A 22,272-nucleotide genomic window follows, 5' to 3' on the forward strand; every position below is an offset into this window, starting at 1 on the left:
CACTCCTTAGCTCTGTGCGGCTTTGCGTGGAATAAACTCGTTCGCCACGGCTTCGCCCTGAAGCTGAAGCCGCTGCGGCTGCGGGATCTCCGGGATGGCGACATCCAGATGCGGGAATAACAGCTCGCCCACCTTGTACGCCTCTTCCAGATGCGGATAACCGGAGAGAATAAAGCTGTCGATACCCAGGTCTGCGTATTCATTAATCCGGGCGGCTACGGTCGGTCCGTCGCCGACCAGCGCCGTGCCCGCACCGCCGCGCACCAGGCCAACGCCCGCCCACAGGTTCGGGCTGATCTCCAGGTTCTCGCGCTTGCCGTTGTGCAGGGACGCCATTCGGTGCTGTCCGACGGAGTCGGTTTTCGCAAACGCGGCCTGCGCCCTGGCGATGGTCTCATCGTCCAGGTGGGAGATCAGGCGGTCAGCGGCCTGCCAGGCTTCTTCATTGGTTTCACGCACGATCACGTGCAGGCGAATACCGAAGCGCACCTTGCGGCCATGGGCGGCCGCCTTAGCGCGTACCTGGGCAATTTTTTCTTTCACCAGCTCAGGCGGTTCGCCCCAGGTCAGATAGAGATCGACCTGCTCTGCCGCCAGATCCTGGGCTACGTCCGACGATCCGCCAAAATAGAGCGGCGGTCGCGGCTGCTGCACCGGTGGGAAGTAGAGCTTCGCGTCACGAACGTGAATATGCTTGCCTTCAAAGGTGACGGTTTCACCTTCCAGCAGACGTCGCCAGACGCGGGTGAACTCGGCGGAGGCTTCGTAGCGCTCGGTATGGTCGAGGAACACCCCGTCGCCCGCCAGCTCCTGCGGGTCGCTGCCCGTCACCAGGTTAAACAGGGCGCGACCGTTGGACAGCCTGTCCAGCGTTGCCGCCTGACGCGCCGCCACGGTAGGGGAGACAACGCTCGGGCGTAACGCAACCAGGAACTTCAGACGCTGGGTTACCGGGATCATCGACGCGGCCACCAGCCAGGCATCTTCACATGAACGTCCGGTCGGGATCAGCACTCCGGTGAAACCGATTCGGTCCGCCGCCTGCGCAATCTGCTGCAGGTAGCCGTGGTCAACCGGGCGCGAGCCCTCTTCTGTACCAAGATAGTGTCCATCACCGTGGGTGGGTAAAAACCAGAAAAGATTCAGACTCATGATTTAGCTCCTTCTTTGCCTGCGGGCTGCCAGATGCGTTCGCGAATAGTGACCTGTTTTGGCACCAGGTGGTTTTGATAGAAAAGGTCAGCCGTTTGTTGCTGAAGCGCGGCGACGTGCGCGTCTACGGGCGTAATGGTGGTCGGCGGACGGTGGTTGAGATAGCTCGCGATCACCGGCTCAGGTAAGCCCATGGTTTTCGCCAGCAGGGCAATGCTCTCCTGACGCTGGGTCTGGGTCAGCGCATCGGCCTGGGTAAAGGTATCCAGTACGCCCTGAATAAATGCGCCGTTCTTTTCCGCATAAGGACGCGCGGCCAGATAGAACGAGCCGGTCTGCTTCAGTGTGGTACCGTCTTTCAGCACGCGAACGCCGCCCTGCAGCAATGCGGCGGAGTAGTACGGATCCCAGATGGCCCAGGCATCAACGTTCTTCTGCTGGAACGCGGCGCGCGCGTCGGCAGGCGTCAGGTAAACGGGCTGAATGTCAGTGAACTTGAGTCCGGCTTCCTGCAGGGCACGCAGCAGCAGGTTGTGCGAGCTGGAACCTTTCTGGAAAGCCACTTTATGCCCTTTGAGGTCGGCGACGCTTTTAATGTCGCTGTTTTCAGGCACCAGGATCACTTCGGCCTTCGGTTTGGGCGGCTCAACGCCAACATAGACGAGGTCCGCTCCCGCCGCCTGGGCGAATATCGGCGGAATATCACCCGTGCTGCCGAGATCGATACTGCCGACGTTCAGGGCCTCCAGCATCTGCGGGCCAGCCGGGAACTCCACCCAGGAGAATTTGGTGTCCGGGAAGCGTTTTTCCAGAAGCTGATGGCTTTTCGCCAGCACCATGCTGACGCTGCCTTTCTGATAGCCAATACGTAAACTTTCCGGAGCCGCTTCTGCGGCATGGGCCAGCGAGGTAAGCGCCATCAGACCTGCCAGGCCGATGCGGGTTAACGTTTTAAACATGTGCGACTCCTTGAGACTGACCAAATGCCGGCGCCTGGATATCCCGGCGGTGCAGAGCGTGCCAGAAGGTTTCCAGGGCAGTATCGAGGCGGGTTTGCAGGTTCGGCGTAAAATGAGGTTTATGTTGATAATCGATAACCTGGGAGTCATCTGCGAAAACGCCGTGGAGGATCTCCTGCGCTTTCAGCGCGTTCAGCACCGGCTTCAGGGCATAATCCACGGCCAGTAAATGGGCAACCGTACCGCCCGTTGCCAGCGGCAGCACGACTTTGCCGTCCAGGGCGCGCTCCGGAAGCAGATCGAGCAGGGTTTTCAGCGCCCCGGAAAAAGAGGCTTTATAAATAGGCGTGGCCACAATTAAGCCGTCAGCGCCGTTAAGCTGCTCGATGAGCGTTTTTAGCGCTGGGCTGTCGAAGCGGGCGTAGAGCAGATCTTCAGGTTCGAAGTTATGCAGGTTCCAGTGGCACACTTCCACATCCAGGGCATTGAGTTTTTCGCGGGCATATTCCAGCAGGGCGCTGGAGCGCGAAGGGAATCGTGGACTTCCGGCCAGGGTAATGACGCGCATACTTCCTCCTTATAACCAATTGTTTGCTTTTATCTAACATTCATAACAATTTTCAGGAGTGTGACACCGCGCGGTTATTCCACTAAATGATTTATCTGCAATTAAAATGCGAAAAAGTGCATAAGAAATAGACTGGGAGGTAAACGATTGCGTTTTACGCTGATTTTTTGCCGCAGGTCAATTCCCTTTCGCGCGTGGATCGCCCATAATCCCCTCCCGGTTTGCACACCGGGAATCCAGGAGAGTTCATGTACTACCCCTTCGTTCGTAAAGCCCTTTTCCAGCTCGACCCTGAGCGCGCTCATGAATTTACATTCCAGCAATTACGTCGTATTACCGGAACGCCGCTGGCCGCTCTGGTGCGTCAGAATGTGCCGGAAAAACCTGTGCATTGCATGGGTCTGACCTTTAAGAATCCGCTGGGTCTGGCGGCCGGTCTGGACAAAAATGGCGAGTGCATTGATGCCCTGGGCGCGATGGGCTTTGGCTCCATTGAAATCGGTACCGTCACGCCGCGCCCGCAGCCGGGAAATGACAAGCCGCGCCTGTTCCGCCTGGTTGAAGCCGAAGGGCTGATCAACCGCATGGGCTTTAATAACCTCGGTGTTGATCACCTGGTTGAGAACGTAAAAAAAGCCCATTTTGACGGAATATTAGGCATCAATATCGGTAAAAATAAAGACACGCCGGTAGAGCAGGGTAAAGATGACTATCTGATTTGTATGGAAAAAGTCTACGCCTATGCCGGTTATATTGCGGTGAATATTTCTTCACCCAATACTCCGGGTCTGCGTTCCTTACAATATGGCGAAGCGCTGGACGATCTTCTGAGTACCATTAAAAATAAACAAAATGAACTCCAGACGATCCACCATAAATATGTTCCGGTCGCGGTTAAGATCGCCCCGGATCTTTCTCCTGAAGAATTGATCCAGGTTGCCGACAGTTTGGTTCGCCATAATATTGATGGTGTTATTGCGACCAATACCACTCTCGATCGTTCCCTCGTGCAGGGAATGAAAAACTGTGACGAAGCGGGTGGGTTAAGTGGACGTCCGGTGCAATTAAAAAGCACCGAAATTATTCGCGCCCTGTCTGCGGAATTAAAAGGACGTCTGCCGATTATTGGCGTCGGCGGCATTGACTCAGTGATTGCTGCGCGCGAGAAGATGGCGGCAGGTGCGTCACTGGTGCAAATCTATTCCGGCTTTATTTTTAAAGGACCGCCGCTGATTAAAGAAATCGTTACTCATATCTAATCTTTTCTCTTAATCAGACAACCAGGGCTTTATTTCCAGCCCTGGTTGTTTTATATTCCGTCACTGTTGCTTATTTAGTCATTATAGTCTTTTATTAATGGTGTTATAAACGAGGCGGCAAACAGGACATTTTTAGTACAGGACGTTTGGGGACGGGAGAGACACATGCGAATTAAACCTGACGATAACTGGCGCTGGTATTTTTGCGACGAGCATGACCGAATGATGCTCGATTTAGCCAATGGCATGTTGTTTCGTTCTCGTTTTGCCCGCCGAATGTTAACCCCGGATGCATTTTCCCCGTCGGGCTTTTGCGTTGACGATGCGGCGCTTTATTTCTCCTTTGAAGAAAAATGCCGCGATCTGGTGCTCTCTAAAGAGCAGCGTGCCGAGCTGGTATTAAATGCGCTGGTGGCTATCCGCTTCCTGAAACCGCAAATGCCAAAAAGCTGGCATTTTCTTGCGCATGGTATGAGCTGGACCCCGGCAACGGGTGATGCGGCCAGCGTCAATCTGAGCGATACCGCAGAAGAGGTGAGCCTGCTGGTGGTTGAGCCAGGCGAAAATGCTGCACTCTGCCTGCTGGCACAGCCCGGCGTAACCATTGCCGGGCGGACGATGCAGCTTGGCGATGCCATTAAAGTGATGAACGACAGGCTGAAGCCGCAGCTGCGCGTAGATTCCTTCAGCCTTGAACAGGCGGTTTAAGCTTCCAGCTGTACGGACGTTTTCGGTATGCAGCTACAGCACAGAATTGTGCCGTCATTTCCAATTGCCGATTTTTTCAGCGCACTAACCTCTCCATCCACCAGCCTGATGCGGCAGCATCCGCAAATGCCTGCGCGACAGGAATAGGGTACGCGAATACCTGCCTGCTCCAGTTGCTCCAGTAATACCTGCTGGTTGTTGCCACGGATGACGTTGCCCTGCCAGTGAATATCTACCGCAGAAGCGACATTTGTCACAACGTCGACCATTTCTTCTTCCTGACCTGAGCCGTACGCTTTTGCAGGTCCTCGGGCAAGAATTTCTACCTCATCACCGACGCGGATTGCGCCGCTGGAGCGCGGGATCAGGTTCTGGCCGAAATCCACATCGCCGTTATCCTGTGCGGTGCGGAACGACTGCAGCGTCTTCAGCGGTTCGCCGGAAGGGTGCTTCTGGCCTTTCTCAGGGCTCACCGTGGTGAAAATGCAGCGGCTGCAGGGTTTTACGACATCAAAGATGACGCTGCCGATGCGGATCACTTTCCAGGTGTCTTCTTCCCAGGCGTCGGCGCCCGTGACCACCAGGTTCGGACGGAACTGTTCCATCTGAACGCTGGCCTTGCAGCGGACTTGTAAATCACGCAGCGAGGCTTCGTTAGTCAGCAGGAACGGGAAACCATCGGCGAAGGAGAGGGGAACGGCGTCGTGGCGCTTCACGCGACGCGTCGGTTCAGGACCTACCCAGCGCAGCTGCACGTCGCGGGAGAAGAAACCGCTCAGCCAGCGGTTAATTTCATCCGGGGCGATTCGCGCGGTAAAATGATTGCCCCACACTTCCGTTGGCGCATCGACCGGCGCAAAATCAGCAAAGCGAATGACCGCGCTGGAACCGTCCGGCGCGGTAAGGTGTAAACCGTCATGAAGCGGGGAAGGGGTAAAGCGAACCATCTGCGGGAACTGGCGTGCGGTAATGAACGTGCCGTCAGGCTCGGTGACCATAAAAATACGATCGAAGGCGAATCCGCTCATGTCGGCCAGCGCGTGAGAGACGCCGATGCCGCGCATGGATTTCACCGGATGAATAAAAAGCCTGGATAACGTCGCCACTGCACACTCCCACAAATGAAAATAAGCCTTCAACTTTATGACATACACGCCATATTAGCTATAATGCGCGACAATTTTCTAAGAGTAAAAGTGACCATATGAATTCTCTGTTTGCCAGTACGGCCCGTGGGCTGGAAGAGCTGTTAAAAACTGAACTGGAAAGCCTGGGCGCGCAAGAGTGCCAGGTGGTTCAGGGTGGTGTCCATTTTGAGGGCGACACGCGGCTTATTTACCAGAGCCTGATGTGGAGCCGTCTGGCGTCGCGCATCATGCTGCCGATGAAGGAGTGCAAGGTCTATAGCGACCTGGACCTCTATACCGGCGTACAGATGATCGACTGGACAGAGATCTTCACGCCCAATGCCACCTTTGCGGTGCATTTCAACGGCGTGAACGACGAGATCCGCAACAGCCAGTACGGTGCCCTGCGCGTAAAAGACGCCATTGTGGACTGCTTCACGCGTAAAAATAAGGAACGTCCAAACGTCGATCGCGAAAATCCGGATCTGCGTATTAACGTCTGGCTCAACGGTGACACGGCGAGTATTTCTCTCGATCTGAGCGGCGCAGGCCTGCACCTGCGCGGCTACCGCGATCGTACCGGTATGGCGCCAATTAAAGAAACCCTGGCCGCCGCTATTGTGATGCGCTCCGGCTGGCAGCCGGGCACGCCGCTGCTCGATCCGATGTGCGGTTCCGGTACGTTGCTGATTGAAGCGGCCATGCTGGCAACCGACCGCGCGCCGGGCCTGCATCGCGGTCACTGGGGCTTTAAAGGCTGGGCCCAGCACGACGAAGCGCTCTGGAAAGAGGTCAAAGACGACGCGCAAACCCGCGCGCGTAAAGGTCTGGCGGAGTACACCTCCCACTTCTACGGTTCGGACAGCGACCCGCGCGTAATCGAACGCGCGCGCAGCAACGCCCGTCGCGCCGGTATCGGCGAGCTGGTCACCTTCGAGGTGAAAGACGTGGCGAATCTGACCAACCCGCTGCCAAAAGGTCCGTACGGTACCGTGATCAGCAACCCGCCATACGGCGAGCGTCTGGACAGCGAGCCGGCGCTGATTGCCCTGCACAGCCTGCTGGGCCGCAATATGAAGGACTACTTCGGCGGCTGGAACCTGTCGCTGTTTAGCGCCTCGCCGGAGCTGCTGAGCTGCCTGCAGCTGCGTGCCGATCGCCAGTTTAAGGCGAAAAACGGCCCGCTGGACTGCGTGCAGAAAAACTACCATCTTGCGGAGAAAGCGGCGGACAGTAAGCCATCCGGCGTGGCGGAAGATTATGCCAACCGCCTGCGCAAGAACCTGAAAAAATATGAAAAATGGGCGAAGCAGGAAGGGATTGAATGCTACCGCCTGTACGACGCCGACCTGCCGGAGTACAACGTGGCGGTTGACCGCTACGCGGACTGGGTGGTGATTCAGGAATATGCGCCACCGAAAACCATTGATGCGCAAAAAGCGCGTCAGCGCATGCTGGACGTTATCGCGGCCACCATCGCCGTGCTCGGCATTGCGCCAAACAAGCTGGTGCTGAAAACCCGCGAGCGTCAGAAAGGAAAAAATCAGTATCAGAAGATGGGCGAGAAGGGTGACTTTATCGAAGTGGGCGAATACAACGCTCGCCTGTGGGTGAACCTGACCGACTATCTGGATACCGGCCTGTTCCTCGACCACCGTATCGCGCGTCGCATGCTGGGCCAGATGAGCAAGGGCAAAGATTTCCTCAACCTGTTCTCCTATACCGGCAGCGCGAGCGTGCATGCGGGTCTGGGCGGTGCGCGGAGCACCACCACGGTGGATATGTCCCGCACCTATCTGGAGTGGGCGGAGCGCAACCTGCGTCTTAACGGGCTGACCGGACGTCAGCACCGACTGATGCAGGCCGACGTGCTGGGCTGGCTGCGTGATACCGACGAGCAGTTCGACCTGATCTTTATCGATCCGCCGACCTTCTCCAACTCCAAGCGCATGGAGGATAGCTTTGACGTTCAACGCGATCACCTGCGCCTGATGACCGACCTGAAGCGCCTGCTGCGTAAGGGCGGCACCATTATGTTCTCGAACAACAAACGCGGCTTCCGTATGGATCATGACGGCTTAGCAGCCCTGGGACTGAAAGCACAAGAAATCAGCCAAAAAACGCTGTCTCAGGACTTTGCCCGTAACCGTCAAATTCATAACTGCTGGTTGATTACCGCGGCCTGAAAGGAAAAATAAATGTCTTTAATTAGTATGCACGGCGCGTGGCTCTCTTTCAGCGACTCGCCGCTTCTCGATAATGCAGAGCTGCATATCGAAGATAACGAGCGCGTCTGTCTGGTGGGCCGTAACGGCGCGGGTAAATCCACGCTGATGAAAATCCTCAACCGTGAACAGGGGCTGGATGACGGCCGCATCGTGTACGAGCAGGATCTGATCGTCTCCCGCCTCCAGCAGGACCCGCCGCGTCACGTGACAGGCAGCGTTTACGATTTCGTGGCGGAAGGCATTTCTGAGCAGGCCGAATACCTGAAGCGCTATCACGAGATTTCGCATCTGGTGATGACCGACCCGAGCGACAAGAACCTCAACGAACTGGCGAAAGTGCAGGAGATGCTCGATCACCACGGTCTGTGGCAGCTTGAAAACCGCATTAACGAGGTTCTGGCCCAGCTTGGTCTGGAAGCGGACATGGAGCTGTCGGCCCTCTCCGGCGGCTGGCTGCGTAAAGCGGCCCTGGGCCGCGCGCTGGTCAGCGGGCCGAAGGTGCTGCTGCTGGACGAACCGACGAACCACCTGGATATCGAAGCGATTGACTGGCTGGAAGGTTTCCTGAAAACCTTCAGCGGCACCATCATCTTTATCTCGCATGACCGTTCGTTTATTCGCAACATGGCGACGCGTATTGTCGATCTCGACCGCGGCAAGCTGGTCACCTATCCTGGCGATTACGACACCTATCTGCTGGAGAAAGAAGAAAACCTGCGCGTGGAAGAGCTGCAGAATGCGGAGTTCGACCGCAAGCTGGCGCAGGAAGAGGTGTGGATCCGCCAGGGCATCAAGGCCCGCCGTACCCGTAACGAAGGCCGCGTGCGCGCTCTGAAGGCAATGCGCCGTGAGCGCAGCGAACGCCGTGAAGTGATGGGTAGCGCCAAAATGCAGGTGGAAGAAGCGTCCCGTTCCGGCAAGATTGTCTTTGAAATGGAAAACGTCAACTATCAGGTTGATGGCAAAGTGCTGGTGAAAGATTTCTCCGCCCAGGTGCAGCGCGGCGACAAAATTGCGCTTATCGGCCCGAACGGCTGTGGTAAAACCACGCTGCTGAAGCTGATGCTGGGCCAGCTGCAGGCCGACAGCGGCCGCATTCACTGTGGGACTAAGCTGGAAGTGGCCTACTTCGACCAGCACCGCGCGGAGCTGGATCCGGACCGCACGGTGATGGATAACCTCGCCGAAGGCAAGCAAGAGGTAATGGTAAACGGCAAGCCGCGCCACGTGCTGGGCTATCTGCAGGACTTCCTGTTCCATCCGAAACGTGCGATGACCCCAGTCCGTGCGTTATCTGGCGGAGAGCGTAATCGTCTGCTGCTGGCGCGTTTGTTCCTGAAACCAAGTAACCTGTTGATTCTCGATGAACCAACGAACGACCTGGATGTCGAAACGCTGGAATTGCTCGAAGAACTGATTGACGGTTATCAGGGGACCGTGATGCTGGTTAGCCACGATCGTCAGTTCGTGGATAACACCGTGACCGAGTGCTGGATCTTCGAAGGTGAAGGGCGAATTGGACAATACGTAGGCGGTTATCACGATGCAAAAGGGCAGCAATCGCAGTCTCTGGCGCAGAAACAGTCAAAGTCCAAAATAAGTTCAGAACCTGCTGTAACAAAAGCAGAAACTGTCAAGAAAACCTCGGCTAAACTAAGCTATAACCTGCAGCGCGAACTGGAGGGGCTACCGCAGCGTCTTGAAGAGCTGGAGGCCGCGCTTGAGGATCTGCAAAAACAGGTTGCTGATGCATCATTCTTTACCCAATCGCATGACTATACTCAGAAAGTACTGGCTGAACTGTCCGCGGCTGAAAAAGCCCTGGAAGAAGCATTTGAGCGCTGGGAGTACCTTGAGTCTCTGAAAAACGGCGCATAGACAGGGATAACATATGTGTGACCAGCACCATGCCGACAGGCATATTTTATGCTCGCAATGCGATATGCTCGTGGCGTTGCCAGAGCTTGGTCACGGACATAAAGCCCTGTGTCCACGTTGCGGCGCAACGTTGACAACCGAGTGGGACGCGCCGCGGCAGCGTCCCACTGCTTACGCTCTGGCAGCATTGTTCATGCTGCTGCTCTCCAATCTCTTCCCTTTCATCTATATGAAGGTGGGAGGGATAACCAGCCAGGTGGATCTGCTTGAAATCCCGGGCGTGATGTTCTCGGAAGATTACGCCAGCCTCGGCACCTTTTTTCTCCTGTTTGTCCAGATAGTCCCGGCTTTTTGCCTGGTCGTTATCCTATTGCTGGTCAACCGCGTCAGGATGCCCTCATCATTGAAAATCCGGCTCGCGCGTATCCTTTTTCAGCTCAAAAGCTGGGGCATGGCTGAAATCTTTCTGGCGGGCATTCTGGTCAGTTTCGTGAAGCTCATGGCGTACGGCGATGTGGGGATCGGCAGCAGCTTTATTCCGTGGTGCCTGTACTGTGTCCTGCAGCTGCGTGCTTTCCAGTGCGTGGACAGACGCTGGGCGTGGGATGATATCGCCCCGGCACCGACGCTTGCGCAGACGGTAAAAGTCGGCGTGCCCGGCATTCGTCAGGGGCTGCGTTCCTGCCCGTGCTGCACCGCCGTGCTGCCCGCCGATCTCGACGTTTGTCCGCGCTGCGAAACGAAAGGTCACGTACGCCGTAAAAATAGCCTTCAGTGGACGATGGCCCTGCTGGTCACCTCCATCATGCTGTATCTGCCTGCCAATATTCTACCGATCATGATCACCGATTTGCTCGGCGATAAAATGCCCTCGACGATCCTCGCCGGGGTGATCCTGCTGTGGGGCGAAGGTTCCTATCCTGTCGCCGGCGTGATCTTTATCGCCAGTATTATGGTGCCAACCTTAAAAATGATCGCCATCGCCTGGCTCTGTTGGGATGCGAAGGGTCATGGAAAACGCGACAGCGAACGCATGCACCTGATTTATGAAGTGGTCGAGTTTGTCGGACGCTGGTCAATGATTGACGTGTTTGTCATCGCCGTTCTCTCTGCACTGGTGCGGATGGGCGGTTTGATGAGTATTTATCCCGCGATGGGGGCTTTAATGTTTGCACTGGTCGTGATTATGACCATGTTTGCGGCCATGACCTTCGACCCTCGTTTATCGTGGGATCGTGAGCCTGAATCAAGCCATGAGGAAGAGTAAGAGCATGGAAAATAAGAGTGGAGAGGCGAAAGTGCAGAAGGTCAAAAACTGGTCGCCGGTGTGGATTTTCCCCATCGTGACCGCGCTGATCGGTGCATGGATCCTGTTTTATCATTACAGCCATCAGGGACCGGAAGTCACGCTGATAACCACCAATGCCGAGGGGATTGAGGGCGGTAAAACGACCATCAAAAGCCGTAGCGTGGACGTGGGCGTGGTCGAAAGCGCAACCCTGACCGACGATTTAACCCATGTGGAGATTAAGGCGCGCCTTAATGCCGGCATGGAAAAACTGCTGCATGGCGATTCCGTTTTCTGGGTGGTTAAACCGCAGGTGGGGCGCGAAGGGATCAGCGGCTTAGGGACGCTGCTCTCTGGAGCCTACATTGAACTGCAGCCCGGCACGAAGGGCAGCCAGCCTGGGCAATATCAGCTTCTCGACTCACCGCCGCTTGCGCCGCCTGATGCCAAGGGTATCCGCGTGATCCTCGACAGCAAAAAAGCGGGCCAGCTTACGGCGGGTGACCCGGTACTGTTCCGCGGCTACCGCGTCGGTTCCGTTGAAACCAGCACCTTCGATGCGCAAAAGCGTACCATCAGCTATCAGCTGTTCATCAATGCGCCAAACGATCGTCTGGTGACCAGCAACGTTCGCTTCTGGAAGGACAGCGGGATCGCGGTCGATCTTACGTCGGCGGGGATGCGCGTAGAAATGGGTTCCTTAACCACGCTGTTTGGCGGTGGGGTGAGCTTTGATGTGCCGGAAGGGCAGGATCTGGGGCAGCCGGTTGCCGAGAAAACGGCGTTCAGACTCTTTGACGATCAGCGAAGCATTCAGGACGCGCTTTATACCGATCACATCGACTTCCTGATGTTCTTCAAAGATTCCGTCCGCGGCCTGCAGCCGGGCGCGCCCGTTGAGTTCCGTGGTATTCGTCTTGGTACGGTTGGGCAAGTTCCGTTCTTTGTTCCGGGCCTGAGCCAGATGCTGGACGATGATTATCGTATTCCGGTGCTGATCCGCATCGAGCCGGAACGTCTGCTTAACCAGATTGGCGAGAATCAGGATATTGCCACCCATATCAGTCAACTGATGGACCGTGGTCTGCGAGGTTCCTTGAAGACGGGTAATCTGGTGACCGGTGCGCTGTATGTGGATATGGACTTCTACCCGAAAGCACCGCCGATTACCGGTATTCGTGAATTCGGTGGCTACAAGATCATCCCAACGGTGAGCAGCGGTCTGGCTCAGATCCAACAGCGCCTGATGGAGACGCTGGATAAGATCAACAATCTGCCGCTGAATCCGATGATTGAAGCGGCGACGAACTCGCTGAGCGAAAGCCAGGCAACGATGCGTCGTCTGCAAACCACGCTGGATAACATCAACAAGATCACGGCGAGCCAGAGTATGCAGCAGCTGCCGCAGGATATGCAGAAAACGCTGCGTGAGCTGAACCGCAGTATGCAGGGCTTCCAGCCGGGTTCAGCGGCCTACAACAAGATGGTGGCAGATATGCAGCGTCTTGATCAGGTCTTACGTGAACTGCAGCCGGTGCTGAAAACGCTCAACGAGAAGAGCAACGCGCTGGTGTTCGAAGCGAAAGATAAAAAGGATCCTGAGCCGAAGAGGGCAAAAGAATGAAAAAGTGGCTATTGATGGTTGGCGCTCTGCTGTTAACGGCGTGCAGTTCAGGGGTAGATAATAAAAGTTACTATCAGCTGCCTGTGGCTACCCACAGCGGTGGGCAAAGCACGGCCAGCCAGGGAAACCGTCAGCTGTGGGTTGAGCAGGTTGCCGTGCCGGATTATCTGGCAGGAAACGGGGTGGTCTATCAGACCAGCGAGGTTAAATACGTGATTGCGACGAACAACCTGTGGGCCAGCCCGCTGGATCAGCAGCTGCGCAACACGCTGGTGGCCAATCTGGGCAGTCAGCTTCCGGGCTGGGTTGTCGCGTCGCAGCCGCTGGGTAACGACCAGGATACGCTTAACGTCACGGTTACGGGCTTCCACGGCCGCTATGACGGTGCGGTGGTGATTAGCGGGGAGTGGTTGCTGAACCATCAGGGGCAGCTGATTAAGCGTCCTTTCCATCTGGAGCTGAAGCAGCAGAAAGATGGCTATGACGAAATGGTGAAAGTCCTGGCTCAGGGTTGGGCACAGGAGTCGGCCAGCATCGCGAGAGAAATTTCCCGGCTGCCATAAGTAAAATTCATCATCAAAAACCGCAGTTGGCCTCTCGCTGATTGCGGTTTTTTTTCGTTTTCACTTCAGTTTGTTACTTGTGCCACGTCACAATTTTTGTACAAATGAACTTCCAGCTAGCTCACAAATATGACACCCGTATGAATTTTGAACATTGACGATGCGACTAATTCGGGGTATTCGTTATCTGTGCCTGTGCATTTAGTGCAGACACTGTTTTCTTTCCACCAGACAAAAGAATGAGGGAAACGAGGCATGAAGAGACAGAAACGAGATCGCCTGGAACGGGCTCATCAACGTGGTTATCAGGCCGGCATCGCTGGACGTTCTAAAGAAATGTGTCCTTATCAGACGATAAATCAAAGGTCACAATGGCTTGGAGGCTGGCGAGAAGCCATCGGCGACAGGGCACTCATAGCCTGATAACGTCTCTTTCAAAAAAGAAACCTCCGCAATGCGGAGGTTTCGCCTTTCTGGGGGTGCCAAAAGCACGATTAGAAAGCTGAAGTATCCTGGAACAGGCCAACTTTCAGGTCGCTTGCGCTATAGATCAGACGACCGTCGACCAGCACTTCGCCATCTGCCAGGCCCATAATCAGGCGGCGGTTAACGATGCGCTTGAAGTGAATACGATAGGTCACTTTTTTCGCTGTAGGCAGTACCTGGCCAGTAAATTTTACTTCGCCCACGCCCAGCGCGCGGCCTTTACCTTCGCCGCCCAGCCAGCCCAGATAGAAGCCAACCAGCTGCCACATGGCATCCAGGCCCAGACAGCCAGGCATTACCGGATCGCCAATAAAGTGGCAACCGAAGAACCACAGGTCCGGGTTGATATCGAGTTCTGCTTCTACGTAACCCTTATCGAAGTTGCCGCCGGTTTCGGTCATTTTCACGACACGGTCCATCATCAGCATGTTCGGGGCCGGTAACTGTGGGCCTTTAGCGCCAAACAGTTCACCGCGACCAGAGGCAAGAAGATCTTCTTTTGTATAGGATTCGCGTTTATCTACCATGTTCTCAGTAAGCCTTATTTTAGTGAAGGACGCAGGATAGCTAACACGTGTACGCTGAACAAGTCCGATCAGTTCGAACTAAACCAGCCCAGCCAGCGTAACGGCCATGGATAACGATGACGAGCATCCTGCTGTGTCGCCTGAGCTATGCGCTCCTGGATAGTCTGCATCAGGGTAGTTTGCCCTTCGCCATCCCAAACCAGATTTGTCAGTAAGGGTAGCGCATCCTCAATCCCTTCGATGGCCCAGATGGCGAATTGCTCTTGCTCAACCGCATCCAGAATATCCTGACTGAGGCTCAAATGGCGTGCGTTGGGAGCAGGAATAATCACACCCTGTTTGCCGTTTAAACCGCGCTGCTGACAGATAGAGAAGAAGCCTTCAATTTTTTCGTTGAGGCCTCCCACTGGCTGTGCACGACCGAACTGGTCCACAGAACCGGTGATCGCGATGTTCTGATTGATGGGCACTTCCGCCAGGGCGCTGATTAAGGCGCACAGCTCGGCCATAGAGGCGCTATCGCCATCCACTTCGCTGTAGGACTGCTCAAACGTCAGCGAGGCGGAGAAGGGGATCTGTTGCTCAAGCTGCAGCTCTGACATCAAAAACGCCTGCATGATCATCATGCCTTTCGCGTGAATGTTGCCGCCCAGCTCGGCTTTTCGTTCAATATCGGTGAACTCGCCATCGCCAATGTGCACAACGCAGCTGATACGGGACGGCTCCCCGAATGCGCGCGGATGGCCAGGAAATTCAATCACCGACAGGGCGTTGATCTGCCCGACGCGTTCGCCTTCGGTTTCCACCAGAATTTGTTCCAGCAGAATTTCATCCTGCATACGGTCGGCAAGATAGCCTTCTCGCCACTCACGCTGAGCCAGCATCTGAGTGAGCTGTTCTCCGGTGAACTCCCCGTTACCGCTAATCACACCCACTTCACGCAGCTGTTTGCCGATCCAGAGCGGGCAAAGCGGCAGCGTTTCCTGGTCACCGGTGTAGCGTACTGCTTCGCGGATTAAGCCCGGCCACGCGTCAGCCGCAGGGGTTGGCAGCGCAAAACGCTCAGCAACGGCCATCACCCACTGGCACCACTGCGCCATATCGTCGGCGTCAGCAATCTGGATGTTGTCTTCGTATTCGCTATACACCGCCTGCTCAGCCAGTTCCGGCTCCATTTCCTGGAAGTCCGCCAGCGATTCGCGGTCGCCCGTCAGCACGACGGTCAGCGACAGCGGCATAGACGGAACAGAGACAGGCAGAGGACGAGACTCGTCGTAGCCGACCCAGTCGAAACGCTGCTGGTTGACGATAGTTTTCAGACGCATCCACAGCAGCGGCTGCGAGAGCAGGGTGCGCAGTGAGATGATGAGAACACCGCCATTTGCGCGATGAACCAGCCCCGGCTGCAGCGAAAGTTCGCCGTTAAACTGGCGCAGACAACCAAAGAGTTGTTCCGCCTCGACCCAGTTAGCGGTAATCACTTCGCCTTTAACGGCAAAACGGCCATCGGCCTGCGCCGTTGGTTCGAAAGTGACATCATGTCCCGCAATACGATACTGGCCGCCAAAAACTGCGTTCGCTTCCGGCTTCAGCTGGCGCACGGCATCTCCGAGCAGCGTCAGGTATTCCGCTTCTTCCGGGGCCTTGAGCAGCATGAAGGGCGCTGTTGCCCATGGGCTTAACACCTGCTCCAGCGCATAATGCAAACGAGGCTGCGTATCGCTAAGGATGAATTCGTGTTCTTTTGCGAGTTCGGGCTGTGCAAACAGTTCCTGGTAACTTTCGGTATCGGGAACAAGGTCACGCCATGCAAGTTTCGTAATGGTCAAAGTTGATGTTTTTTAGTCAGATGTAAAAGCGTGGAGTATACCGTAAGCGGGGGGCTGTACCCAAGCAGGATCGGGGATTTCGACAGGGCGATTGGCTGCATTCACTCACAGGATATGATTTCTTTTCAGCAGATTGCTAAAAAACTGATATTCTGAACAGAGTTACGTGGTAACACTGAGATCGCAATGAAATATCAACAACTGGAAAATCTCGAAAGCGGCTGGAAATGGAAGTACCTGGTCAAAAAGCACCGTGAAGGGGAGCTGATCACCTGCTACGTCGAAGCCAGCGCTGCGCAAGAAGCCGTGGATATTTTGCTGACCCTCGAAAATGAACCGGTACAGGTTAACGGCTGGATTGAGAAACACATCAATCCTGCGCTGTTAAACCGGATGAAGCAAACTATCCGCGCGCGACGCAAACGGCATTTTAATGCTGAGCATCAGCATACTCGCAAAAAATCAATCGACCTGGAGTTCGTGGTCTGGCAACGCCTGGCTGGGCTGGCACAACGACGGGGCAAAACGCTGTCGGAAACCATCGTGCAGCTGATCGAGGATGCCGAACATAAAGAGAAGTACGCCAACCAGATGTCGACGCTTAAGAACGACCTTCAGGCTCTGTTGGGTAAAAAATAGATTTTTCTTTTCTTCAGACAATAAAAAACCCCGCATGGCGGGGTTTTTTTATAAGACGATAACTTATGCCGCTGGCTGAGTTACAACGTCTTTGATGCCTTTAACTTCGATCTCTACGCGACGATCTGGAGCCAGGCAGTCGATCAGTGCAGCGCGAGCTTTCACGTTGTCACAGGTGTTGCCAGTAACTGGGTTAGATTCGCCCATACCACGTGGGGAGATCTTGTTAGCTGGGATACCTTTAGAGATCAGGTAATCAACAACAGACTGAGCACGTTTCTCAGACAGTTTCTGGTTGTAAGCGTCAGAACCGATACGGTCGGTGAAGCCCAGAACCACTACGGAACCGTCTTTAGGATCCAGGTTGCTCAGCTGGGTGTACAGCTGATCCAGTGCCTGCTGGCCTTCTGGTTTCAGAGTCGCTTTGTTGAAGTTGAACAGAACGTCAGACTTCAGAGTGAAGTGCTTGGTCTGTACTTCTGGAGCTGGAGCCGGCGCTGGAGCAACAACTGGAGCTGCTTCTTCCTGCTGGCCGAAACGGTAGGAAACACCTACGCTCAGCATGCCGTTGTCTGGACGAACACCAACGGTGTTGCCGTCGCCGATGTTGTTAACCCACTGGTATTCCAGACGGGTAGCGATGTCACGGGTCATAGCCCACTCAACGCCACCAGCGAATACTGGGGAAACACCGGTGTCATGGTTGTCACCAGAGATGTTGTTGCTGGAATCTGCGCGCCATACCATGCCGCCCAGACGGGTGTACACGTCCAGATCGTCAGTGATTGGGTAGCCCAGTTTAGCGGTCAGCTGAACGCCCTGTGCTTTGAAAGCGCCGTTAATGGTGTCGCCTTTGTATGGCATACGACCTAACCAGTCGTAACCCATTTCAAAACCAACATACGGGTTAACCTGATAGCCACCGAACGCACCTGCACCAAGCTGGCTCTCGTGAGTTGGGCCATCATTGTTCAGGCTGCTGTTGTACCAGCCGGTGTCGTGGAACTGAGACCAGCCCAGTTTACCACCTGCATACCAGGTATTATCTTTCGGAGCGGCCTGCGCTACGGTAGCGAAGCCAGCCAGTGCCACTGCAATCGCGATAGCTGTCTTTTTCATTTTTTGCGCCTCGTTATCATCCAAAATTCGCCATGAAAGTCTCAGGAGAGAATCACGGTTAAATCCTTCACCGGGGGGCGTGGTCAAATATAAATCTACCGATATCTTCGGCTTAGGCCGAGCACCCCTGGCGATGTAAAGTCTACAACGTAGCTGAAAACTTACAAGTGTGAAGTCCGTCAGGCATATGAAAAAAAAAGTTCCGTATACCGATTATTTAACATTTTTCGAACGAATTTTGTGCAATAAAATAAAGGAGAACCGCACCAGACAAGCCTTGCCGCAATTTTCAGGCCGGGAACTTTAATGCCATCTTGTGGTCAAAAAAAATTCCAGGAAAAATCTTAATTTCACTCAATGATACAAATTTGAGTGAATTTTTAGCCCAGAAAGTTGTCCTCTGCGGTAAGAATCCGAGCGAACCGGACGCATAATGAACCCGATCGCATTCCCTTCTTCGGCTGCTTCAGTCAGACGGAAATGTTCCTCTTCCGTCAATTCTTCCGGTAACCATCCAATCACCACGCTGTAATTTCCGGTGCGTAACGCGCGGATCATCGACTCAACGGTATCGCACGGCGGGAGCTGATTAATTTGCATGACCTTAGTAAGCGGAAGGCCTGCGGACTGAACCCACTCACGGCTCAGTTTTTGCTGAGGCGTGAGCCAAAGCTGCCAGCGCGATTGCTGACCAAGCTGTTGTAATAACGGCAACAACAGAAGTTGCGTCAACAGGGGCTGGTCTTCACGATAAACCACTTCACTGATAAGCCCCGTGGAAACACGCTCGACGGAATTCTGCGCGACATTGCCTGCGGTAGAAGAGAGAGAGGTTGAGCGATTTGCATAGCCTGAAGTGTGCATATTCATTCCAGCCCTGTAGTTACTGTATGAATATACAGTAACCCCTGTATGCATAAAGATCAACCTCATTTTCGGAAAGCGACTCGCAAAATTCATTCAATGTTGATGTCCCTCGAAAAATCATCTTGCTCATCGGCGATAAGTTGCCTATTTTCCTGCTAACGGATCCGCTAGTAAGAAATTTCGTTGTTACTTTATGATTTTGAAGGGAAATATCATGAAAAAGATATCTTATGAACGGATTTATAAATCCCAGGAATATCTCTCCCCGTTGGGCGAGATTCATCATCGCGCGCTGTTTGGAGGCTATACCCTGGCGGTGGATGATGCGGTTTTTGCCATGGTGTCAGACGGAGAGCTTTATCTTCGCGCCTGTGAGGAGAGTGCGAAATACTGTGCAAAAAATGCCTCCTCTTTTTTGACGTTGATGAAGCGAGGCCGCCCGGTGCTGCTCAACTATTATCGTGTGGATGACGGATTATGGCAGGACAGAGAGCGCCTGCTTCAGCTCTCCTCGTTTGCGCTCAGTGCGGCAAGAAAAGAGCGCTATCAGCGCCATCAACGAAACCGACTCAAGGATCTGCCAAACCTGACCTTTCAGCTTGAAGTCTTGCTCTTTGAAGCTGGCATCACCAATGAGGAAACGCTGCGGGCGCTGGGTGCCAGAGCGAGCTGGCTGAAGATGCGGGCAAAAAACAAAGCGCTCGGTATTAAGGTTCTCTTCGCACTGGAAGGGGCTATCGAGGGGCTGCATGAGGCGGCACTCCCGGCAGGCATTCGCCGGGAGCTGACGGAGTGGTTTAATGCGCTGCCTGAGCCACAGGAGAATCACTCCTCCAGGTAGCGATTTGCTGTTGCAGCCGGCAAATTTCAGGCAGCAGAGCGATAAGCAGGCCTATTTGCTGAAGCACCAGCGGCGCTTTGCTGTCGTTTCCAGGGTCAAGATGCGCAATGCGTTGAGCCAGTTCATCCAGCGCCTGTTGAACGCGCGGCTCATCGGCCGGTCGGTGATGAAGTGCGTCATCAACGTAGCAGACGGCGTCATCGAGCAGGTTGAGAATGCCTGGGTTGGTGAGTTTCTCACGGTGGGCGCCCAGCGTCGAAATATAGCTGGTGAACGTATGGTTCAGGCAGAGCAGGCGGAACGCAGTCTCACGAATCTCCGCCGTGGCGCGAGGCTCCGTTGACATGTTAGAGACAACGGAGGCCAGTTCTGCGTCACTGTTGTGCGCGTCGCGACGGGCTATCCGGTAAGCCAGGCGGTTATCGCGCCCCTGGTGGTACTGCTCCAGGATTGCGTCAAGGTATCGACAGTTGGCGTTCATTGCCCTGTCTACCACGCGCGGCAAATTGCGGAAACGCCAGTCCGGCCAGATAAAGCTGACCGCAGCCCAGGCAATCGCGCAGCCAATCAGGGTATCGATCACGCGGGGCAGGGCGACTTCGAACCCTTCACCCAGCAGGTTAAAGCAGAGCAGCACCAGCAGCGTGATGAACATGGTGGCGTGGGCGTACTGCACGTTGCGAAACGCGAAGAACAGCACGCCGGTGATCACAATCAGAATCAGTTGACCTTCAACGGAGGGCACAAAATAGAGCACCGGAAGGCCGATCGCGACGCCGACCAGCGTGCCGATAATACGCAGCGCAAGACGGTGTCGGGTGGCGTTATAGTTCGGCTGGCAGACGAACAGGCTGGTCAGCAGGATCCAGTAGCCGTGGTGGAGCCCGGTTATCTGGATAAAGGCATACCCCACGCACAGCACCAGCGACATTCTCACCGCGTGGCGAAAGAGTGCCGACTCCGGCGTAAAGTTGCGGCTCAGACGCAGCCACATATCGCTAACGCTGTGCACGCTGTCATCAGCAAGCTGATTTTCCACCTCACTGCCCGGCAGCGCCATCGCCTGTTCGGACTCAATGGTCGCCAGCTGAGCATCAATCGCCCGCAGATTGTTCAGCAGAAAGCCCAGCGCTTTGATGTGTTCCGGTGACGTTCCGCTGGCCTGAACGCGGTCGAGCGCCGCATCAAGATGGCTGAATACGCGTTCAAAGCGGGGGTCATGCTGATAGGGCGTGCGCAGCAGAATAGACCGCGAGAGCTGCTGACACGCCTGAGACTGCATGGACAGCAGGCGCTGGAAGCGGAACATCACGTCGCTGTAGCGGAACTTCTCGCGCAGGGCCGCGTATTGAACGTGCGAGGAGCTGGCACGTTCGTGAATGTCCTGGGCGGCAAAATAGTAGTGTAAGGTCCTTCGCGTTCCGCGCTGACCGCGATCGCCGCGAAGACGGGTAAGCAGAGAGGCCTTTGTCTGGTTAAGGGTGGCGACCAACTGGCCGTTTGCCAGCGCCAGATCGTAGAGCGGAGCCTGGCTTTCTTCCTCGATATCCGGGTCGAACAGCCGGGATTTCAGTTCCAGATAGTGGGCTAACTGCTCAAAGCTGCGGGCAAGGTTATCCTGCAGCGGGCGAACCGGGAAGATCAGATGACCGGTTAGCGTCAGCAGGTTATACCAGATGGCGCCCAGCAGCAGGAGAACCGGCTGCTGGTACCACTGGTCGTACAGGGAAACGCCCAGCATGGTGTAGATGGCGATCAGCAATGCACCAAACGCGATGGTGGCATAGCGCTGCCCGAGGCCGCCCAGCAAAATAAACCCGCTGGTTGAGAGCGTAAGGCCCAGGGCAAACAGCCAGGGCCACGGGAAAAGCAGCTCAACGGACGCTGACGCAATGAAAAAGCAGACGAGCGTAATGACCAGGTTACGTAAACGCCCGGCCAGACGATCGTCCAGGTCCGCCAGCGCCCCGGCCACCACCCCCAGCGTAAGCGGAATGGTGAGCTTGACATCATTCAGCCACCAGGGCAGGGCAACCGTGCCGCAAAGCGCGATAAATATCCTGACGTTGTATAGCCAGGTGCTGTTCCAGGTATAACGGCGAAGCAGTGGGCTTAGCATAAACGCGGCCGGTCCTTATTTACTGAAAACGACGACGCGCGTTTGCTTCACGCGCCGCCTGGGCCACTTCTACCGGAACAACCCTGCGACCGACGGGCCAAAGGGCGATGGCGGCGATCTTAAAGTTCGCTATCCCCACCGGAATACCAATAATCGTGATGCACTGTGCAACACCGGCAAAAATATGCATGATGCACAGCCACCAGCCGAAGAAAATCAGCCACAGTATGTTCAGCAGGGTTCCGCCCGTATTCATCAGGGCGTTTTTGCTCTCCGGATTGAGCTCGTCAACGTGGATAGCTTCATTCCCGTAGGGGATTAAGGAGAGCTTTGTGATTTCCCAGCAGGAACGGGTCAGGGGAAGCGTGAAAATCAGGACGATGCTCACCAGCGTGGCAAAAAGCCAGGAAAGGGTGGTGGCAAAACCGCCCAGCACAAAATTCAACACATTCAGAACGGTACGCATAAACCCTCACTTCCTTTCGATAAAA

Annotated in this window: 20 protein-coding genes; 10 read left to right on the plus strand and 10 right to left on the minus strand. The window is 55.1% G+C overall.

From position 1 onward, the window contains the following. Nucleotides 1–6: 6 nt before the first annotated feature. Genes ssuD through ssuE form a run of 3 tightly spaced genes read right to left on the minus strand, consistent with a single transcriptional unit; the run spans nucleotide 7 to nucleotide 2,679 of the window. Entirely contained in the window at nucleotides 7–1,152 is a 1,146-nt protein-coding gene (gene ssuD / locus ACERY3_RS03620; RefSeq protein ID WP_039261601.1) for an FMNH2-dependent alkanesulfonate monooxygenase, read from the minus strand. Next, nucleotides 1,149–2,111, minus strand: a complete 963-nt coding sequence (locus tag ACERY3_RS03625) for a sulfonate ABC transporter substrate-binding protein (protein WP_039261603.1) — start codon at nucleotides 2,109–2,111, stop codon at nucleotides 1,149–1,151. The genes ssuD and ACERY3_RS03625 overlap by 4 nt, the downstream gene beginning before the upstream one ends. Further along, nucleotides 2,104–2,679, minus strand: coding sequence for an NADPH-dependent FMN reductase (gene ssuE / locus ACERY3_RS03630; protein ID WP_058840881.1), 576 nt, complete (start codon nucleotides 2,677–2,679; stop codon nucleotides 2,104–2,106). The genes ACERY3_RS03625 and ssuE overlap by 8 nt, the downstream gene beginning before the upstream one ends. A 248-nt stretch (nucleotides 2,680–2,927) precedes the next feature. On the opposite strand from ssuE, the gene pyrD reads away from it, so the two are divergent. Together pyrD and zapC are read left to right on the plus strand one after the other, a co-directional pair. After that, the gene (gene pyrD, locus ACERY3_RS03635; protein WP_058840880.1) at nucleotides 2,928–3,938 is read left to right on the plus strand and encodes a quinone-dependent dihydroorotate dehydrogenase; all 1,011 of its coding nucleotides are present in this window, start codon (nucleotides 2,928–2,930) and stop codon (nucleotides 3,936–3,938) included. A gap of 165 nt (nucleotides 3,939–4,103) precedes the next feature. Beyond that, a complete protein-coding gene (zapC, locus tag ACERY3_RS03640) occupies nucleotides 4,104–4,646 on the plus strand; it encodes a cell division protein ZapC (protein WP_023311020.1) in 543 nt (180 codons plus the stop codon). Here the strand turns inward: zapC and ACERY3_RS03645 are convergent. Next, nucleotides 4,643–5,752 (minus strand): YcbX family protein, encoded by a 1,110-nt coding sequence (locus ACERY3_RS03645; protein WP_058840879.1) that lies wholly within the window; start codon nucleotides 5,750–5,752, stop codon nucleotides 4,643–4,645. The genes zapC and ACERY3_RS03645 overlap by 4 nt on opposite strands. Nucleotides 5,753–5,850: 98 nt before the next feature. Between ACERY3_RS03645 and rlmKL the strand changes: the two genes are divergently transcribed. The 6 genes from rlmKL to rmf all read left to right on the plus strand — a co-directional run bounded on the left by rlmKL (nucleotide 5,851) and on the right by rmf (nucleotide 13,777). Then, the gene (rlmKL, locus tag ACERY3_RS03650) at nucleotides 5,851–7,959 is read left to right on the plus strand and encodes a bifunctional 23S rRNA (guanine(2069)-N(7))-methyltransferase RlmK/23S rRNA (guanine(2445)-N(2))-methyltransferase RlmL (protein ID WP_039261606.1); all 2,109 of its coding nucleotides are present in this window, start codon (nucleotides 5,851–5,853) and stop codon (nucleotides 7,957–7,959) included. A gap of 12 nt (nucleotides 7,960–7,971) precedes the next feature. After that, nucleotides 7,972–9,879 carry an ABC transporter ATP-binding protein gene (locus tag ACERY3_RS03655; RefSeq protein WP_033145115.1) on the plus strand — a complete coding sequence of 636 codons (1,908 nt, stop codon included), beginning with the start codon at nucleotides 7,972–7,974 and terminating at the stop codon, nucleotides 9,877–9,879. Between the two features lie 13 nt (nucleotides 9,880–9,892). Then, a complete protein-coding gene (gene pqiA, locus ACERY3_RS03660; protein WP_023311024.1) occupies nucleotides 9,893–11,146 on the plus strand; it encodes a membrane integrity-associated transporter subunit PqiA in 1,254 nt (417 codons plus the stop codon). Between the two features lie 4 nt (nucleotides 11,147–11,150). Beyond that, entirely contained in the window at nucleotides 11,151–12,791 is a 1,641-nt protein-coding gene (pqiB, locus tag ACERY3_RS03665) for an intermembrane transport protein PqiB (protein WP_033145117.1), read from the plus strand. Then, on the plus strand, nucleotides 12,788–13,354 hold the full coding sequence (gene pqiC / locus ACERY3_RS03670) for a membrane integrity-associated transporter subunit PqiC (RefSeq protein WP_319875646.1): 567 nt from the start codon (nucleotides 12,788–12,790) through the stop codon (nucleotides 13,352–13,354). The genes pqiB and pqiC overlap by 4 nt, the downstream gene beginning before the upstream one ends. 255 nt (nucleotides 13,355–13,609) lie before the next feature. Then, the gene (gene rmf, locus ACERY3_RS03675) at nucleotides 13,610–13,777 is read left to right on the plus strand and encodes a ribosome modulation factor (protein ID WP_013097261.1); all 168 of its coding nucleotides are present in this window, start codon (nucleotides 13,610–13,612) and stop codon (nucleotides 13,775–13,777) included. A 71-nt stretch (nucleotides 13,778–13,848) separates the two neighbouring features. On the opposite strand, the gene fabA is transcribed toward rmf, so the two are convergent. Together fabA and ACERY3_RS03685 are read right to left on the minus strand one after the other, a co-directional pair. Next, nucleotides 13,849–14,367 (minus strand): 3-hydroxyacyl-[acyl-carrier-protein] dehydratase FabA, encoded by a 519-nt coding sequence (gene fabA, locus ACERY3_RS03680; protein WP_008499931.1) that lies wholly within the window; start codon nucleotides 14,365–14,367, stop codon nucleotides 13,849–13,851. Nucleotides 14,368–14,435: 68 nt separating this feature from the next. Further along, nucleotides 14,436–16,196, minus strand: a complete 1,761-nt coding sequence (locus ACERY3_RS03685) for an AAA family ATPase (protein ID WP_373225060.1) — start codon at nucleotides 16,194–16,196, stop codon at nucleotides 14,436–14,438. A gap of 186 nt (nucleotides 16,197–16,382) precedes the next feature. Between ACERY3_RS03685 and matP the strand changes: the two genes are divergently transcribed. After that, complete coding sequence (gene matP, locus ACERY3_RS03690) at nucleotides 16,383–16,835, plus strand: macrodomain Ter protein MatP (protein ID WP_032658161.1); 453 nt, start codon at nucleotides 16,383–16,385, stop codon at nucleotides 16,833–16,835. Nucleotides 16,836–16,898: 63 nt separating this feature from the next. Here matP and ompA read toward each other — a convergent pair whose 3' ends face one another. Both ompA and sulA read right to left on the minus strand, forming a co-directional pair. Next, a complete protein-coding gene (gene ompA, locus ACERY3_RS03695) occupies nucleotides 16,899–17,954 on the minus strand; it encodes a porin OmpA (protein WP_023311028.1) in 1,056 nt (351 codons plus the stop codon). Nucleotides 17,955–18,308: 354 nt separating this feature from the next. After that, a complete protein-coding gene (gene sulA, locus ACERY3_RS03700; RefSeq protein ID WP_033145120.1) occupies nucleotides 18,309–18,818 on the minus strand; it encodes an SOS-induced cell division inhibitor SulA in 510 nt (169 codons plus the stop codon). A 217-nt stretch (nucleotides 18,819–19,035) separates the two neighbouring features. Between sulA and ACERY3_RS03705 the strand changes: the two genes are divergently transcribed. After that, nucleotides 19,036–19,662, plus strand: coding sequence for a TfoX/Sxy family DNA transformation protein (locus ACERY3_RS03705; protein WP_373225061.1), 627 nt, complete (start codon nucleotides 19,036–19,038; stop codon nucleotides 19,660–19,662). Here ACERY3_RS03705 and yccS read toward each other — a convergent pair. Both yccS and ACERY3_RS03715 read right to left on the minus strand, forming a co-directional pair. Beyond that, nucleotides 19,619–21,781 carry a YccS family putative transporter gene (yccS, locus tag ACERY3_RS03710; protein WP_033145122.1) on the minus strand — a complete coding sequence of 721 codons (2,163 nt, stop codon included), beginning with the start codon at nucleotides 21,779–21,781 and terminating at the stop codon, nucleotides 19,619–19,621. The two genes, ACERY3_RS03705 and yccS, sit on opposite strands and share 44 nt — an antisense overlap. A 19-nt stretch (nucleotides 21,782–21,800) precedes the next feature. Continuing rightward, complete coding sequence (locus ACERY3_RS03715; protein ID WP_373225062.1) at nucleotides 21,801–22,247, minus strand: YccF domain-containing protein; 447 nt, start codon at nucleotides 22,245–22,247, stop codon at nucleotides 21,801–21,803. Between the last annotated feature and the right edge of the window lie 25 nt (nucleotides 22,248–22,272).

The organism is Enterobacter cloacae complex sp. ESBL7 (assembly GCF_041679625.1).
GTDB lineage: Bacteria > Pseudomonadota > Gammaproteobacteria > Enterobacterales > Enterobacteriaceae > Enterobacter > Enterobacter asburiae_B.

Bases quoted from the DNA above. Each gene is read 5' to 3' on its own strand.
- ssuD (WP_039261601.1), bottom strand. From the start codon at position 1,152: ATGAGTCTGAATCTTTTCTGGTTTTTACCCACCCACGGTGATGGACAC.
- ACERY3_RS03625 (WP_039261603.1), bottom strand. From the start codon at position 2,111: ATGTTTAAAACGTTAACCCGCATCGGCCTGGCAGGTCTGATGGCGCTT.
- ssuE (WP_058840881.1), bottom strand. From the start codon at position 2,679: ATGCGCGTCATTACCCTGGCCGGAAGTCCACGATTCCCTTCGCGCTCC.
- pyrD (WP_058840880.1), top strand. From the start codon at position 2,928: ATGTACTACCCCTTCGTTCGTAAAGCCCTTTTCCAGCTCGACCCTGAG.
- zapC (WP_023311020.1), top strand. From the start codon at position 4,104: ATGCGAATTAAACCTGACGATAACTGGCGCTGGTATTTTTGCGACGAG.
- rlmKL (WP_039261606.1), top strand. From the start codon at position 5,851: ATGAATTCTCTGTTTGCCAGTACGGCCCGTGGGCTGGAAGAGCTGTTA.
- ACERY3_RS03655 (WP_033145115.1), top strand. From the start codon at position 7,972: ATGTCTTTAATTAGTATGCACGGCGCGTGGCTCTCTTTCAGCGACTCG.
- pqiA (WP_023311024.1), top strand. From the start codon at position 9,893: ATGTGTGACCAGCACCATGCCGACAGGCATATTTTATGCTCGCAATGC.
- pqiB (WP_033145117.1), top strand. From the start codon at position 11,151: ATGGAAAATAAGAGTGGAGAGGCGAAAGTGCAGAAGGTCAAAAACTGG.
- pqiC (WP_319875646.1), top strand. From the start codon at position 12,788: ATGAAAAAGTGGCTATTGATGGTTGGCGCTCTGCTGTTAACGGCGTGC.
- rmf (WP_013097261.1), top strand. From the start codon at position 13,610: ATGAAGAGACAGAAACGAGATCGCCTGGAACGGGCTCATCAACGTGGT.
- fabA (WP_008499931.1), bottom strand. From the start codon at position 14,367: ATGGTAGATAAACGCGAATCCTATACAAAAGAAGATCTTCTTGCCTCT.
- matP (WP_032658161.1), top strand. From the start codon at position 16,383: ATGAAATATCAACAACTGGAAAATCTCGAAAGCGGCTGGAAATGGAAG.
- ompA (WP_023311028.1), bottom strand. From the start codon at position 17,954: ATGAAAAAGACAGCTATCGCGATTGCAGTGGCACTGGCTGGCTTCGCT.
- sulA (WP_033145120.1), bottom strand. From the start codon at position 18,818: ATGCACACTTCAGGCTATGCAAATCGCTCAACCTCTCTCTCTTCTACC.
- ACERY3_RS03705 (WP_373225061.1), top strand. From the start codon at position 19,036: ATGAAAAAGATATCTTATGAACGGATTTATAAATCCCAGGAATATCTC.
- yccS (WP_033145122.1), bottom strand. From the start codon at position 21,781: ATGCTAAGCCCACTGCTTCGCCGTTATACCTGGAACAGCACCTGGCTA.
- ACERY3_RS03715 (WP_373225062.1), bottom strand. From the start codon at position 22,247: ATGCGTACCGTTCTGAATGTGTTGAATTTTGTGCTGGGCGGTTTTGCC.